This window comes from Methylocystis sp. S23 (assembly GCF_054106005.1).
In genome coordinates, this window is sequence record NZ_CM134185.1 from 1,960,815 (window position 1) to 1,975,289 (window position 14,475).

General features: G+C 65.6%; 13 protein-coding genes. 3 read left to right on the forward strand and 10 right to left on the reverse strand.

Annotated elements, in window-relative coordinates:
• Nucleotides 1-85: 85 nt before the first annotated feature.
• The 9 genes from fliP to ACV7JP_RS09775 all read right to left on the reverse strand — a co-directional run bounded on the left by fliP (nucleotide 86) and on the right by ACV7JP_RS09775 (nucleotide 9,116).
• Nucleotides 86-814: a flagellar type III secretion system pore protein FliP gene (gene fliP, locus ACV7JP_RS09735; RefSeq protein ID WP_457795484.1), complete on the reverse strand. Its 729-nt coding sequence runs from the start codon at nucleotides 812-814 to the stop codon at nucleotides 86-88.
• Nucleotides 811-1,353: a flagellar basal body-associated FliL family protein gene (locus tag ACV7JP_RS09740; protein WP_457795485.1), complete on the reverse strand. Its 543-nt coding sequence runs from the start codon at nucleotides 1,351-1,353 to the stop codon at nucleotides 811-813. The genes fliP and ACV7JP_RS09740 overlap by 4 nt, the downstream gene beginning before the upstream one ends.
• 12 nt (nucleotides 1,354-1,365) lie before the next feature.
• The gene (locus ACV7JP_RS09745; protein WP_457795486.1) at nucleotides 1,366-2,094 is read right to left on the reverse strand and encodes a flagellar basal body L-ring protein FlgH; all 729 of its coding nucleotides are present in this window, start codon (nucleotides 2,092-2,094) and stop codon (nucleotides 1,366-1,368) included.
• The gene (locus tag ACV7JP_RS09750; RefSeq protein WP_457795487.1) at nucleotides 2,091-2,621 is read right to left on the reverse strand and encodes a MotE family protein; all 531 of its coding nucleotides are present in this window, start codon (nucleotides 2,619-2,621) and stop codon (nucleotides 2,091-2,093) included. The genes ACV7JP_RS09745 and ACV7JP_RS09750 overlap by 4 nt, the downstream gene beginning before the upstream one ends.
• Nucleotides 2,622-2,666: 45 nt before the next feature.
• Nucleotides 2,667-4,001: a FliI/YscN family ATPase gene (locus ACV7JP_RS09755; protein ID WP_457795488.1), complete on the reverse strand. Its 1,335-nt coding sequence runs from the start codon at nucleotides 3,999-4,001 to the stop codon at nucleotides 2,667-2,669.
• Between the two features lie 5 nt (nucleotides 4,002-4,006).
• The gene (gene flgF, locus ACV7JP_RS09760; RefSeq protein WP_457795489.1) at nucleotides 4,007-4,729 is read right to left on the reverse strand and encodes a flagellar basal-body rod protein FlgF; all 723 of its coding nucleotides are present in this window, start codon (nucleotides 4,727-4,729) and stop codon (nucleotides 4,007-4,009) included.
• A gap of 75 nt (nucleotides 4,730-4,804) precedes the next feature.
• Nucleotides 4,805-5,680, reverse strand: a complete 876-nt coding sequence (locus ACV7JP_RS09765; RefSeq protein WP_457795490.1) for an SDR family oxidoreductase — start codon at nucleotides 5,678-5,680, stop codon at nucleotides 4,805-4,807.
• Between the two features lie 186 nt (nucleotides 5,681-5,866).
• Nucleotides 5,867-8,608 carry a heavy metal translocating P-type ATPase gene (locus ACV7JP_RS09770; protein ID WP_457795491.1) on the reverse strand — a complete coding sequence of 914 codons (2,742 nt, stop codon included), beginning with the start codon at nucleotides 8,606-8,608 and terminating at the stop codon, nucleotides 5,867-5,869.
• A gap of 22 nt (nucleotides 8,609-8,630) precedes the next feature.
• The gene (locus ACV7JP_RS09775; protein WP_457795492.1) at nucleotides 8,631-9,116 is read right to left on the reverse strand and encodes a methyltransferase family protein; all 486 of its coding nucleotides are present in this window, start codon (nucleotides 9,114-9,116) and stop codon (nucleotides 8,631-8,633) included.
• A gap of 352 nt (nucleotides 9,117-9,468) precedes the next feature.
• On the opposite strand from ACV7JP_RS09775, the gene ACV7JP_RS09780 reads away from it, so the two are divergent.
• Genes ACV7JP_RS09780 through ACV7JP_RS09790 form a run of 3 tightly spaced genes read left to right on the forward strand, consistent with a single transcriptional unit; the run spans nucleotide 9,469 to nucleotide 12,487 of the window.
• Nucleotides 9,469-10,602: an 8-amino-7-oxononanoate synthase gene (locus ACV7JP_RS09780; protein WP_457795493.1), complete on the forward strand. Its 1,134-nt coding sequence runs from the start codon at nucleotides 9,469-9,471 to the stop codon at nucleotides 10,600-10,602.
• Nucleotides 10,599-11,225, forward strand: a complete 627-nt coding sequence (gene bioD / locus ACV7JP_RS09785; protein ID WP_457795494.1) for a dethiobiotin synthase — start codon at nucleotides 10,599-10,601, stop codon at nucleotides 11,223-11,225. Before ACV7JP_RS09780 ends, bioD begins: the two co-directional genes overlap by 4 nt.
• Nucleotides 11,222-12,487 (forward strand): adenosylmethionine--8-amino-7-oxononanoate transaminase, encoded by a 1,266-nt coding sequence (locus ACV7JP_RS09790; protein WP_457795495.1) that lies wholly within the window; start codon nucleotides 11,222-11,224, stop codon nucleotides 12,485-12,487. Before bioD ends, ACV7JP_RS09790 begins: the two co-directional genes overlap by 4 nt.
• A 214-nt stretch (nucleotides 12,488-12,701) precedes the next feature.
• Here the strand turns inward: ACV7JP_RS09790 and ACV7JP_RS09795 are convergent, their stop codons facing one another.
• Nucleotides 12,702-14,435, reverse strand: coding sequence for an AMP-binding protein (locus ACV7JP_RS09795; RefSeq protein ID WP_457795496.1), 1,734 nt, complete (start codon nucleotides 14,433-14,435; stop codon nucleotides 12,702-12,704).
• Nucleotides 14,436-14,475: the final 40 nt, after the last annotated feature.

The window sequence follows — 14,475 nt, forward strand, 5'->3', positions numbered from 1 at the left end:
AGAGCCCCCGGCGAAACGTAAGAAGGGCCGGCCGCGATTGACGGACGCCCTGACGCGCCGCGGCGAAGACGTCGCGGCGGCCCGCTCACCCGTAAGAGCGGATCAGGCTTCCCACGAGCAGGTTCCAACCGTCGATCAAAATAAAAAAGAGCACTTTCGCCGGAAGCGCGATGGTTGTCGGCGGCAGCATCATCATGCCCATCGACATGGTCAGGACGGAGACGATGATGTCGATGGCGAGGAATGGAACGACGATGAGAAAGCCGATTTCGAAACCGCGGCGCAATTCGGAAATCATGAAGGCCGGAACCAGCACATCGAGCCCGGGGTCCCTTCCGGGCGCCGCGGCGCCGGGCTTTCGCATATCCTCGAAAAGCTTGAGATCCTTGTCCCGCACATGCGTTATCATGAACTGCCGAAAGGGGCCGGTCATCTTTTCAAAGGCCTCGGCCTCGCCGATCTTGCCGTCGACGAGCGGCTTGACGCCCGTTTCCCACGCCTTCTCCCCCGCGGGCGCCATGACGTAAAAGGTCATGAACAAAGAGAGGCTGATCAGAACCAGATTGGCCGGCGTGCTTTGCAGTCCAAGCCCGGCGCGGAGAAAGGAGAGCGCGATCGCGAAACGCGTGAAGCTCGTCGCCATGACGAGCAGGCCCGGGGCCACGGAGAGAAAAGTCAAGGCGCCGACAAGCTGTATCAGCCGGCCGCTCGCGGAGGCTCCGCCCGCCGGCAGCAGCGCGCCGAGATCGAAGGCTTCCGCGCAAAAGCCTGGCGCCGGCGCCAGAACAAGCGCAAGGATCCATAGCCGCTTCATTGAATGACCAGCGCCTCGATGATGAATTCCCGGACATGGCCTTCAGAGCGGGTCGCGGCGCGCTCCTTCAGTTCTTCCTGAAGCCGTCTAAGTCCGTCCGCTCCCTCCATTCCCGAAAGCTCCATTGTCGAGAGAAACGTCGCGACATCCGCTCGCAAGGAAGCCACAAGCGCGTCGACATTCTTCACCTGCGTTGGATCGAAGAGGATCGCGGATTGAAGCCGAAGCAATTGCTTCGAGCCGGAAAGATTCACGACGATCGGCGGAAGCTCGACAAGCCGGAGCGCCTCCGCTTTGCTCGCGGCGGGCGCGGAAGTCTTTCCACGCTCCCCGCCGTACTCCCCGCCATGCGCTTCGTTTGCCGCTTTGCCTTCGTGTTCATCTGCCGCGCCGCCGTTTCGGGAAAGCGGCTGTCCGATCAGGCCCGGCAGAAGACTCGCGCCGAAAAAGCCGCCGCCGCCCGAGCCGATGATCGTCACGATCGCCAGGGGAACAAGCGTCGGAATCACGCCGCGCTTCCCGCCATCCGCCCGCGCCATTGCCCGGATCTCCTAAAAAGGAACGAAAATATCGTAGAGCTGCTGTCCCCAGGCGGGTTGCTGCACCTCGCTGAGGCGTCCCCTGCCGCCATAGGAGACCCGCGCCTCCGCGATCTTGTCGTAGGAAATGGAATTGTCTTTGCTGATGTCGCGCGGGCGCGCGACGCCGGCGACGGTCAGCACGCGCAGCTCGTTATTGACGCGAATTTCCTGGGAGCCATGCAGCACGAGATTGCCGTTCGGCAGAACCGCCGTCACGGCGGCGGCGAGCGTGAACCGAATCTGCTCCGAGCGGTTGATGGTTCCCTGACCCTGCGTTTCGGTCTTCGAATCGATGTCGTTTTGCCAGGCGCCGGTCTGTTTCGTCTCTGAGCCGGGCGGGCCGCCGATCGCGGGAAGGAGATCGACAAGGAAGCTCCATTTCGACCTGATCTTCGCCTCCCGAAAGCGGTCGGTGGCGTTGCCGAGAATCGCGCGATCGTCCATGGAAATCACGATCGTCACGACGTCGCCGACGCTCATCGCCTTCACATCCTTGAACAGATTGACGCGATTTTCGTCGAGGCGCATTCCCGGCCCGAGCGACGCGCCGCGGAGCGGACCCAGCGGCAATTGATCGTCATAGAAATTCAAGCCGCTCCCGACGGGCGTCATGTGAGGCTCGCGCGCGAAGTCGCGCGGATCAGTCCCGCAGCCGCAAAGCAGGAGCGCCGCCGCGCAGACAGGCAAGTGTCGGATCAAGGTTTTTTCCCGCTTGTCTCATGCCGAAGCCCCGCGATCCTTCTCGCGAGCGCGGCGCCTTGCGCGGCCTGCATCTCCCCAAGGATCGCGCTCGACGCTTTCGTCTTCAGTTGCAGCATGAGCGCCGCCGCGACCTCCTCGTCGAGCTGGGCAAGCTGCGCGGCGGCCGCCTCCGGCTTCATGCGTGAATAAAGGCCGACAAGAGCGTCGCTCGTCTTCCGTTCAAAAGCTTCGAAGCGCTCCAGAATGACCCGCAGCTCCTGTTGCTTGGCTTCCAACAAGGACAGCCGGGCTTCGATCTCGCCCTCCAGCGCTGCGAGCTCCTTCCGCCGCCGGTCCAGCCGAACCGCCTCCGCCGAGGCGGCGATGTCGGCGCAAATTTGTCGGGCGTCGTCCCGGAGCCGTGGATCGACTTCCTCGGCGGCCAAAGAGAAGGAGGAGACGGCGCAAAGGCAAAGCGGAATCGGAAAGAACGCCGCGCGCCCGAAAGCGCTCATCATCACGAATCCCTTCGAGTCGCTCGTCATGATGCGACAATCCGCGACGGCGCTTGCGCGTGACTTGCGCCGCGGTCAGCCGCCGCCCAGATTGCCGACAAGCGCGTTCAATTTCGAAACGACGTCTCGGCGGGGCGGCGCATCCGGGGACTGACGCAGGAGATCATAGATCAGCGGCGTGACGCGCACGGCCCGATCGAGCTCCGAATCCGCCCCCGCCTGGTAGCCCCCGAGAAGCCGAAGGTCGCGCGTGTCTTCATATCGCGCGACAAGCCTTCGCGCCCTTGCGATGGTTTCGCGATCCTCGGCGCGCCAGACGCGATCGGCGAGACGGGAGATGGATTTCAAAATGTCGATCGCCGGATAGCGGCCCTGCTCGGCGATCTCGCGCTCAAGCACAATATGGCCGTCGAGCGTGCCTCGGATGCAGTCCGCGACGGGATCGTTATGATTGTCGCCATCGACAAGGACCGAAAACACCGCCGTCATTGCGCCTGCGCCTTCCTCGCCGGGACCCGCCCGTTCCAACAGGCGGGGAATATCGGCGAAGACGCTCGGCGCGAAACCGTTGGCGGCGGGCGGCTCGCCGGCCGAAAGGGCGATTTCGCGCAGCGCATGCGCGTAGCGCGTCACCGAGTCCATGATCAGCAGGACGGATTGTCCTTGGTCGCGAAAAAATTCCGCGATCGACATTGCGCCGAGCGGCGCGAGGCGGCGCATCATCGGACTCTCGTCGCTCGTCGCCACGACGATGACCGCCTTGGCCGCGCTTTCTCCCAATGCCTCGTCGAGAAAGTCGCGCACCTCGCGCCCGCGCTCGCCCACGAGGCAAATGACGATGGCGTCGAAAGCGTCGGAACGCGTGATCATTGCGAGGAGAGTCGATTTTCCGACGCCCGATCCCGCAAAGACGCCGACGCGCTGGCCGAGGCAGAGCGGCGTGAAGGCGTCGATCGCCGCGACGCCGGTCGGCGCGGCCTTGCAAATGCGCGCGCGCGCCATCGGGCCAGCCGGCGCCGCATGCAGCCTGCGCCTTTTGCCGGGCGTCAGCGCGCCGCGATTGTCGATAGGCCGCGCCAGCGCGTCGATCACGCGCCCCTTCCAGCGCTCATGCGGCGCGATTTCGATCGGCCCTTGCAGCGCGACGCGCGCCCCGAGCCCCACGCCGGCGTTTCTCTCGAAGGATTTGATCACCGCGCCGCTTCTGTCGATGCGAATCGCCTGGCCGTGAAAGGCCTGGCCGGATTCCTCGATCCGGACGCAATCGTCGAGCCGCAAGAAAGGCGAAAGCCCCTCCACTCGGAAATGCGACGGAAAGACTTCCGTGACGGCGCCGCTGATGCGCAGCCCTTCGCTCTGAACGGCGAAGCGATCGACCGCTTCGCCCAGTCGCGTCAGCGCATCGGACATTCCGATCAGGCTCCGCCGAGCGTGCGGACGGCGCTGCGTTGCGCGCCGTCCATCATGTCATAGGCGGCCGACGCATTCTCGAAAGCGCGATGCGCCATGATCAGTTTGGCGATCTCGGCGACCGGATTCACATTTGCGCTTTCCAGATGGCCCTGCGCGACTCCGTTCTTCGCGAAATTCACCACGGCGATCGCGGGAATCGACGGAATCACGGCGGAGTTCTCCGCGCGTTTCAGCGTCGCCGACGGCTCGATCTCGAAGAGGCCGATGGCGCCGAATTGGCGGTCGCCTTGATGAATCATGCCGTCGCGATAAATCGTCGGCGAGCCGCCGGCGGGATCGAGCACGATCGGCGAATTGCCCGCGTCGAGCACGGGGAAGCCAAGCAGGGTCTGCACCTCGCCGGTTTCGAGCATGCGCAAACGTCCGTCCCGCGTATAGGCGACGCCTTGCGGCGTTTGAATCGCAAGCCAGGCGTCGCCGATCACGGCGACGTCGAGCGGATTGTCCGTTTTCATGAGCCCGCCCGAGGCGCGGGAAATATAGTCGGCTCCCGCCGAGGCGTAGGCCGTGGGCGTCGCCGACGCCTTGGAAAGAACCGTGTCGAAGCTTACGCCGGTCGCGCGGAAGCCGACCGTCGAGGCGTTGGCGACATTCTCCGCGATGGTCGTGAGGCGCTTGTCGAGCGCGAGCTGCGAGGAGAGCGTAACGGAGAAGGCGGATTGCATGGCGCGCCCCGAAGATGCGACTTTTCCCGCATCATCGGCGGCGAAGCTTGCCTCAAGCCGCCTTCCGCCTCCTCTCTATTTGCCGCCATGAAAAGCGGATTTCTGCACATTGGCGCTGATCGGCTCCTCGAGGAAGAAATCCAGCACGGCCGCATGGGCCGGGTCGACGGAATAGGGCGCCAGATCCGTCACCCCTTCTTCCGCGAGAATGCGCGCGTCGATGAAGAAATTGCCCGTGCAGTCGCGCGAGGGACGCGTCAGAATTGCATGCGCGGCGTCGGCGACGATCTCCGGCTTGCGCGAGCGCTTGATGATTTCCTCGCCGCCGAGGAGATTGCCGACGGCGGCGGTCGCGATGGCGGTTTCCGGCCAGAGCGAATTGACGGCCACGCCGTCGCGCGCCAGCTCCCTGGCGAGGCCGAGCGTGACAAGGCTCATGCCGTATTTCGCCATCGTATAAGCGAGGTTCGGCGCGAACCATTTGGGGTTCATGTCGAGCGGCGGCGACAGAGTCAGAATGTGCGGATTCGACGACTTGCGCAGATGGGGCAGGGTCAGCTTGGCGCAGAGATAGGTTCCGCGCGCATTGACCTGATGCATCAGATCGAAGCGCTTCATTTCGAGCAGATCGACGCCGCGCAGATCGATGGCGCTGGCGTTGTTGATCAAGACGTCGATCCCGCCGAAGGTCGAGACCGTCTGCTCGACCGCCGCGGCGACCTGCTCGTCGAAGCGGATGTCGCAGGGCAGCGCCAGCGCCTTGCCGCCCTCGACCTCGATCTCGGCGGCGGCCGTAAAAATCGTGCCGGGAATTTTCGGATTCTCCGTCACGCTCTTGGCGGCGACGGCGATATTGGCGCCGTCCCGCGCGGCGCGCTTGGCGATCGCGAGGCCGATGCCGCGGCTCGCGCCGGTGATGAAAAGCGTCTTGCCGCGAAGCGATCGAGTCATATCCGCATCCTCTGAAAAACCGACCATCTGACACTTAGCCAATTGCCGCGCGGCGGCAAGCGCGAGCGGCAATCTTGAACAGTTGGCGCCTGACGCCTCGCCTTTACAAGGAGGTCGGCGGTCGCGGGCAAGTTTATGGAGCCTGCGTAAATTTGGCTGGGATTCGCCCGCCCGGCATTCGTCCTTTTATGCCGCGACCTGCGCGGGATAGCCCGCGTCGGTGATGGCTTTTGCGAGCGCCGCCGGGTCTTTCGGCGTCGGCGAGACCTCCACCTTGCCGGTCGCGAGATCGACCTTCACGTCGGCGTCGGGCTCCACGGCCTGCACGGCCTTGGTGACATGCTTCACGCACATGCCGCAGGTCATGTCCTTCACATTGAACGTCGTCATCGTTTCCTCCTTGTTGTCCTGTGTGATCGGCGCGGGCGTCTCATGCGCGGCCGGCGGCAACGGCGCCTCGGCGATCGTCGGCGGCTTGAAGCGGCGCAGGCGCAGCGCATTGGTGAGAACGAAAGTGCTGGAGAGCGCCATGGCGCCGGCGCCGAGCATGGGCGAGAGCTGCATGCCGTTCACCGGATAAAGCGCGCCCGCCGCGACGGGGATGAGCAGGGCGTTATAGCCGAAGGCCCAGAAGAGATTTTGCTTGATGTTCCGCATCGTCGCGCGCGAGAGCGCCAGCGCCGCCGGCGCCTTGGCGAGATCGCCCGACATCAGCACGACGTCGGCGGCTTCGATGGCGATGTCCGTGCCCGTGCCGATCGCTATGCCCGCATCGGCGGCGGCGAGCGCCGGCGCGTCGTTCACGCCGTCGCCGACAAAGGCGATCCTGTTCGTCTCGCGCAGCCGCTTAAGCGTCGCAACCTTGCCGTCGGGCATCACGCCCGCGACGACTTCGTCAATGCCGAGACGGCGCGCAATGGCGTTGGCCGTGCGCGCGTCGTCGCCGGTGATCATCGCCGTCTTCACGCCGATAGCATGCAACGCGTCGATGGCGGGCCGGGTCGTGGGCTTCAATTCGTCGGCGACGCAAAGGATGGCGCGCGCCTCGCCGTCGACGGCCGCATAGAAGGGCGTCTTTCCGTCCTCGGAGAAGGCGGCGGCGTTTTCTTCGAAGGCTGTCGTGTCGACGCCGAGCGCGGCCATATAGCGTTGCGCGCCAATCGCGATCTTGCGCTTGTCGACGACGCCGGCGACGCCCATGCCGGAGACGGATTCGAAATTCGTCACGGGCGCGAGCGCGACGCCGCGATCCTTGGCCGCCGCGACGACGGCGGCCGCGACCGGATGCTCGGATTGCGCCTCGACGCTTGCGACAAGGCGCAGCAGACCCTCTTCATTCTCTCCCGGCGCCGCGACGAGGTCGGTCAATCGCGGCTTGCCGAAAGTGAGCGTTCCCGTCTTGTCGAAGGCGATGAGCGTTACGTCCTGCAACGTCTGCAGCGCCTCGCCCTTGCGAAAGAGCACGCCGAGCTCCGCCGCGCGTCCCGTGCCGGTCATGATGGCGGCGGGCGTCGCGAGGCCCATGGCGCAGGGGCAGGCGATGATGAGCACGGCGACCGCGCTCACCAGCGCATAAGTGAGGCGCGGCTCGGGGCCGACCAGCATCCACACAACGAAAGTAAGCGCCGCGACGGCGAAGACCGCCGGCACGAAGACGGCGGTGACGCGATCGACCATCGCCTGAATGGGCAGCTTCGCGCCCTGCGCCTGCTCCACCATGCGGATGATGCCCGCAAGCGTCGTGTCGGCGCCGACGCGCGTCGCGCGGAAGGAGAAGGCGCCGGCGCCGTTGACCGTCGCGCCGGTGACGGCGACGCCGGCCGATTTCGCGACAGGCGCGGGCTCGCCCGTGACCATGGACTCGTCGACATAGGACGCGCCCGAGGTCACGACGCCGTCGGTCGGGATGCGCTCGCCCGGCCGCACCAGCACGACGTCGCCGACATGAACGTCGTCTATGTCGACATCCACCGTCTCGCCATTGCGCTCGACGCGCGCGGTCCTGGGCTGCAATTTCGCGAGCGCTCGGATCGCCTCGGATGTGCGGCCCTTGGCGCGCGCTTCGAGAAAGCGGCCGAAGAGAATGAGCGTGACGATGACGACGGCCGCTTCGAAATAGACATGCGCCGCGCCTTCCGGGAGGAGATGCGGGAGGAAGGTCGCCACAACGGAATAGAGATAGGCGCTGAGCGTGCCGACCGCGACAAGCGCGTTCATGTCCGGCTGTCCGCGCAGCAGCGCCGGGACGCCTTTCAGAAAGAAGACGAGGCCCGGGCCGAAGAGAACGAGCGTGGCGAAGAGGAAGGAGAATTGGCGGACCATCTCCTCGCCGATCGTCGCCATCGTCCAGTGATGGAAAGCCGGGACGAGATGGCCGCCCATTTCGAAAATGAAGACCGGCGCCGTCAGCGCGGCGGAGAGGATGAGATTGAAGCGCAGCGTCTTCATCTCCGCCTCGCGCCGCGCGCGCTCGCGATCGGTCGCGCCCGCATCCGTCTCGATGCGGCGCGGCTCGTAGCCGGCCGCCGAGATGGAGCGGCGCAGGCGGTCGGCGAGGCCGGGGCCGGAGAGGGCGCGGACGCGCGCCCGTTCGGTCGCGAGATTGACGCTCGCCTCCAGCACGCCGGGAACGGCTTTGAGCGCTTTCTCGACATGCGCCACGCAGGAGGCGCAGGTCATGCCGCCGACGCCGAGCTCGATCGTCTCGACGACAGGATCATAGCCCGCGTCCGAAACCGATTTGACGATCGCTGAAGGATCGGCGCCGGGCGCCAGCGTCACGTCGGCGCGCTCGGTCGCGAGATTGACGCTCGCCGCGCGCACGCCGGGCGTCGCGGCGAGCGCCTTCTCGACATGGGAAACGCAGGAGGCGCAGGTCATGCCGCGCACATTGAAGTCGATCTGCGTTGTTTCGGCGCTCATATCCATCCCTGTATCCATGGGCGAAACACTAAAGCCATCGGCGCGTGCGCGCCATATAGGCCCGGTAGTCGTCTCCGAATCTGGAAAGAAGATGCCGCTCTTCCGGCTCGACGGAGAGCTTCTGCAAGCCGAAGGCGAGAAGCGGCGTCAGAAGGATTATGAAGGGCGAGCCGACAAGCAGTCCGAGCCCCAGCACGACGGCGACATGCGAGACATAGATCGGGTTGCGCGACCAGCGGAATGGGCCATCGGTCGCGAGATGCGCGGCGGCGCGGTGCGGCAGGATCGTCGTCTCGTGGCGCGCGAGGGTCATGGCGCACCAGATGTCGTTGGCGAGCGCCAGCGCGACGATGAGACCGCCGAGAATCCGCGCGCCGGGAAAAGCGGCGAGGCCCGAAAACGCGCCGCCGCTCAGCCGATCGAGCGCAAGCCCAGCGGCGATCGCCAGCGCGATGAGAATCGGCGGCCAGGGGATTCGCGCGGGCGGGACGTTGTCTTCCGGGCGAGGGGACACGGGCGGGACTCCATGGGGGATCGGGCAAAAAATAATAATGAGTAATCGGCGCCCCATACCTCCCCTTTACGGGGAGGTCGGCGGTCGAAGACCGCCGGGTGGGGTTCTCGCCGCCATAACATTGTTGGGCTTGACCCCACCCGACCCCGCTTCGCGGGGCCACCCTCCCCGTAAAGGGGAGGTATTCGCTAACGACCGGCGTTCACGCGATTCCCCTAAGCGGGACTCCGGGCTTAACATTGCGACGCGCGCCTTGTTTTTCAAGCCCGCGGCAAGGGCCCCGCTTCGCTTGACCCTGCTTGGGACGGCCTTTACCAAACCTCGCAAAATCGGAGTGACGGCGTGAGCGCCAATGCTTGAGAGATTTCGGGCCGATCTCGCCGGCCTCGCGGCGCGCGACCGGCTGCGCGCCCTGGCGCCGCGCGCGGGGCTGGACTTCGCGTCGAACGACTATCTGGCGCTGGCGGAATCGCGCGAGCTTTCGGAGGCGGCCGCGGCCGCGCTTACGCGCGGCGTTCCCGTCGGCGCTGGCGGCTCGCGCCTGCTGCGCGGCAATCATCCGGAGCATGAGGCGCTGGAGGAGGAGGCTGCGCGCTTCTTCCGTGCCGAGCGCGCATTGTTCTTCGGCGCCGGATTCGCGGCCAATGAGGCGCTGCTCTCGACGCTGCCGCAGCGCGAGGATTGCATCTTCCATGATGCGCTGATCCACGCCAGCGCGCATGATGGCATGCGCCTCTCTCGCGCGCCGTACGCCGCCTTCGCGCATAATGACGTGAACGCGCTCGAGGATGCGCTTCGCGGCTGGCGGGAGAAGGGCGGCGCCGGCCGCGCCTGGATCGTCGTCGAGAGCCTTTACAGCATGGACGGCGACGTCGCGCCGCTCGACGATCTGATGGAAGCCGCCGCGCGTCACGAGGCTTTCTTGCTTGTCGACGAGGCGCACGCTACCGGCGTCTATGGGCCGGGCGGACGCGGGCTCGCCGCGCGTTTCGAGGGAAGCGAGAACGTCATCACCGTGCATACATGCGGCAAGGCGCTCGGCGTCTCCGGCGCGCTCGTCTGTCTCGCGGCGCCTTTGCAGGATTTTCTCGTCAATCGCTGCCGCAATTTCATCTTCGCGACGGCGCCGTCGCCACTCGTCGCCGCCTGCGTGCGCGCGTCCCTGAAGCTTGTCGAAAGCGCAGAAGAGCGTCGCGCGGCGCTGCGCGCGCGCGTCGCGCTTGCGGGGCGCGAGCTGCAAAGACTCTGCGGTGTCGCGCCCTCGGGCTCGCAGGTGCAGCCCGTCATTGTCGGCGCCGACGCCCGCGCCATGTCGCTCGCGGCGCGGATGCGCGCGCGCGGCTACGACATTCGCGCCATCCGCCCGCCGACCGTGCTTGAGGGAACGGCGCGGCTGCGTCTTTCTCTAACCTTGCATGCGAGCGAGACGCAGATTGCCGGCATGATCGCCGATCTCTCCGACGAGCTGTCGAAGGCCGGGCGATGACGCGCATCTTCGTGATCGCTGGAACCGATACGGGCGTCGGCAAAACCGTCTTCTCCGCCGCGCTCGTCGGCGCGCTGGACGCCTTCTACTGGAAGCCCGTGCAGGCGGGGCTTGAAGGAGAAACGGATTCGCAAGTTGTGGCCCGTCTGTCCGGCGCGGCGCCGGGGCGCGTTCTGCCCGAAGCATGGCGTCTGAGGCTGCCCGCTTCGCCTCACATTTCCGCGCGCGCCGAGGGCGTCGAGATTGATCCGTCGCGACTCGATCCGCCGGCCGTTGACGGTCCGCTCGTCGTCGAGACGGCGGGCGGCGTGATGGTTCCGCTCACCAATGACGCGCTCACGATCGACGTGCTGGCGCGCTGGCGCCTGCCGGTCATTCTCGTCGCGCGCACGGCGCTCGGAACGATCAATCACAGCCTGCTGACGATCGAGGCGCTGCGCCGTCGCGACATTCCCATCCATGGCGTCGCCTTCGTTGGCGATGAAGAAGCGCTCGTGCAGCAGACCATTGCGCGCATAGGCGCGATTAAGGCGCTTGGGCGCCTGCCGCGTATCGAGGCGCTCGATCGCGATACGTTGCGCGACGCCTTCGACGCCGCCTTCTCACTTGCGGACTTCACATGAGCGTCGTCACCGACTCCCCCGTCTGGCGTCCTTTCACGCAGCACGCCTTGCAGCCCGGCGCTTATCAGATCGCCCATGCCGAAGGCGCCTGGCTCACGGCGACGGACGGAACGCGCTTCCTCGACGCCATCTCTTCCTGGTGGGTGATCACCCATGGCCATCGCCGGCCGGAAATCATGGGGGCGATCCGCGAGCAGACGGAGACGCTCGATCAGATCATCTTCGCGGGCTTCACCCATGAGCCGGCGGAGACGCTCGCGCGCCGCCTCGTCGAGATCACCCCGCAGGGGCTCGATTACGTCTTCTATTCCGACAGCGGCTCGACCTCGGTTGAGGTCGCGATCAAAATGGCGCTGGGCTATTGGCGCCATCGCGGCGAGACGCGCGCGCGCATTATTGCGATGGCGTATGGCTATCATGGCGACACGATCGGAACCATGTCGACCGGCGCGCGCTCCGTCTTCAACGCGCCCTATGAGCCGCTGCTCTACGACGTGGCGCGCGTTCCTTTCCCTGAAAAAGGAAAGGAGCAGGAAACGCTCGACGCGCTGGAGGGCTTTTGCCGCGAAGGCGCCGCGGCCTTTGTCGTCGAACCGCTCATTCTCGGCGCCGGGGGGATGCGGATCTATGGCGCAGAAATGCTGCGCGAGATGAAGCGCATTTGCGAACAATATGGCGCGCTCTTCATCGCCGATGAGGTGATGACCGGCTTCGGCCGCACGGGAACGCTCTTCGCCAGCGAGCAGGCGGATGTCGTTCCCGACATCGCCTGCTATTCGAAGGGGCTGACCGGCGGCTCCGTGCCGCTCGCCGTCACCATGTGCAAGCGAGAAATATATGACGCGCATTACGCGCCGGAACGCGCGCGCGCTTTTTTCCACTCCAGCTCCTACACGGCGAACCCGATCGGCTGCGCGGCGGCGCTCGCCAATCTCGACATATGGGAAAAGACCGACGCGCGCGCGCGCGTCGCGAATGTCGCCGCAATGCAGGCCAAGCGCGCGGCGCGTTTTGCGAACGACTCTCGCTTCTCCGACGTGCGCCGTCTCGGCACGATCGTCGCGATGGATCTGAACGTCGCGCAGAGCGGCTATCTCGCGACGATCAGCCTCGATCTCATGCGCTTCTTCAACACGCGCGGCCTGCTGCTGCGGCCGCTCGGGCCGACGATCTATGTGCTGCCGCCCTATTGCGTCACGGGCTCAGAGCTCGATCTCGCTTATGACGCAATCGACGAAGCGGCTGACGCCTTCGTCCGTTAACCCCCTCTCCCCGCATAGGGCGTCTACTGACGCCCTATGCGGGGAGAGGGCCGGGGTGAGGGGCGAGGCCGGCTCACGGAACTCTGTCGCGCCGACGCCATCGCCAAGATGTCTCATGCGGCTTCGCCCCCTCACCCTAACCCTCTCCCCGTTATCACGGGGAGAGGGAATCCCGGGTCATTGCGAGGAGCGAAGCGATCATGCGAAAGCCATGTCACGCGTCCGCTTCATGCGCCAGCGCTACCGGCCGCGCCATGTATTCCTCGCGCAGCGCCCGGCGCAGGATCTTGCCGACATTGGTTTTGGGCAGCGTGTCGCGGAATTCGTAAAAACGCGGCACCTTGTAGCCGGTGAGGCGCTCATGCGCGAATTTGCGCAGCTCTTCCGCCGTCAGGCTCGGATCGCGCCGCACGACGAAGGCCATGGGCGCCTCGCCCGAATGCGCGAAGGGCACGCCGATGACGGCGACTTCCTTCACCTTGGGATTTTCGGCGAGCGCGGCTTCGACCTCATTGGGATAGACGTTGAAGCCCGAGACGAGGATCATGTCCTTCAAGCGATCGACGATCCGGAACATGCCGTCCGGCTCCATGACGGCGATGTCGCCGGTCCGGAAGAAGCCGTCGGGCGTCATCACCTTCGCGGTCTCGTCGGGCCGGCGCCAATAGCCCGGCATGACCTGCGGTCCGCGCACGCAGAGTTCGCCGCGCTCGCCGGCCGGCGCGACGTCGCCATGCTCGTCGCGGAGCGATATTTCGGTCGAGGGCAGCGGATAGCCGATGCCGCCGGTGAATTCGGGAATGTCCGGCCGGTTGACGGTCAGGATCGGCGACGTTTCGGAGAGCCCGTAGCCTTCGACGATCGGTTTGCCGGTGAGCGCCTTCCATTCGCGCGCCACGACTTCCTGCGTCGACATGCCGCCGGAAATGCTCATGACGAGATTGGAGAAGTCCACCTTCTTGATGTCCGGATGGTCCGCGAGCGCGGCGTAAAGCGTGTTGACGCCGGAGAAGATGGTGAAGCGCGACTTTTTCAGCGTGGCGATGAAGCCTTTTAGATCGCGCGGATTGGCGATGAGCAGGCAGCTTCCGCCGGTCTTGACGATCAGCATGCAGCAGGCCGTGAGCCCGAAGATGTGATAGAGCGGCAGCGCCGTCACCATGACAGGGGGGCCCTTCGGTCCGAGATACCATTCGAACCACGCCCAGGTCAGCTCGACGTCCATCGCGACATTACGGTGAAGCAGGACGGCGCCTTTGGCGACGCCGGTCGTGCCGCCCGTATATTGCAGAAAGGCCATATCGTCCGGCGCGACGCTCGGCGGCGAGAAGGGCGCGCGGGCGCCTTGCTTCAGCGCTTGCGCGAAAGAGATCGCGTTCGGCAGCCGATAGGCCGGAACCATCTTCTTCACATGGCGCGAGACGAAATTGACGACATAGCCCTTGAGCCCCATCAGATCGCCCGGCGTCACGACGATCGCGCGCTCGACCTTCATGTTCGGCCAGGCGGTCTCGACCGTCTTGGCGAAATTCTCGAAGACGAAGATGAAGCGCGCGCCGGAATCGTTGATCTGATGCTCGAGCTCGCCGTGCGTATAGAGCGGGTTGACGTTCACCACCACGCCGCCGGCGACGAGCACGCCGAAAATGGCCGCCGGATAGGCGAGCACGTTCGGCGACATGATGGCGACGCGGTCGCCCTTCTGCAGCCCTTGCGACAATAGCCAGGCCGCGATCGAGTCGGCGGCGCGCGCGAGTTCCCGATAGGTCAATCGCGCGCCGAAGCTCTCCAGGGCGGTGCGATCGGCATGGGCCGCGACGCTCGTGCGGAAAATGTCGACGATGGTCTCGGCGGCCGACGCGCCGATCTCCGTGGGAACGCCCTCCGGATAGGAGGCGAGCCATGGCCGGGGGGCGTAAGGATCGAGCGGTTGCTCAGGGCGCGTCATGTCAGCCTCGCGAAAAATAGCATTCTCGGGATTCGAGCTT

Excerpts from the sequence above, each read along its gene's own strand:
- fliP (WP_457795484.1), bottom strand. The coding sequence starts at position 814 with ATGAAGCGGCTATGGATCCTTGCGCTTGTTCTGGCGCCGGCGCCAGGC.
- ACV7JP_RS09740 (WP_457795485.1), bottom strand. The coding sequence starts at position 1,353 with ATGGCGCGGGCGGATGGCGGGAAGCGCGGCGTGATTCCGACGCTTGTT.
- ACV7JP_RS09750 (WP_457795487.1), bottom strand. The coding sequence starts at position 2,621 with ATGACGAGCGACTCGAAGGGATTCGTGATGATGAGCGCTTTCGGGCGC.
- ACV7JP_RS09755 (WP_457795488.1), bottom strand. The coding sequence starts at position 4,001 with ATGTCCGATGCGCTGACGCGACTGGGCGAAGCGGTCGATCGCTTCGCC.
- flgF (WP_457795489.1), bottom strand. The coding sequence starts at position 4,729 with ATGCAATCCGCCTTCTCCGTTACGCTCTCCTCGCAGCTCGCGCTCGAC.
- ACV7JP_RS09765 (WP_457795490.1), bottom strand. The coding sequence starts at position 5,680 with ATGACTCGATCGCTTCGCGGCAAGACGCTTTTCATCACCGGCGCGAGC.
- ACV7JP_RS09770 (WP_457795491.1), bottom strand. The coding sequence starts at position 8,608 with ATGGATATGAGCGCCGAAACAACGCAGATCGACTTCAATGTGCGCGGC.
- ACV7JP_RS09780 (WP_457795493.1), top strand. The coding sequence starts at position 9,469 with ATGCTTGAGAGATTTCGGGCCGATCTCGCCGGCCTCGCGGCGCGCGAC.
- bioD (WP_457795494.1), top strand. The coding sequence starts at position 10,599 with ATGACGCGCATCTTCGTGATCGCTGGAACCGATACGGGCGTCGGCAAA.
- ACV7JP_RS09790 (WP_457795495.1), top strand. The coding sequence starts at position 11,222 with ATGAGCGTCGTCACCGACTCCCCCGTCTGGCGTCCTTTCACGCAGCAC.
- ACV7JP_RS09795 (WP_457795496.1), bottom strand. The coding sequence starts at position 14,435 with ATGACGCGCCCTGAGCAACCGCTCGATCCTTACGCCCCCCGGCCATGG.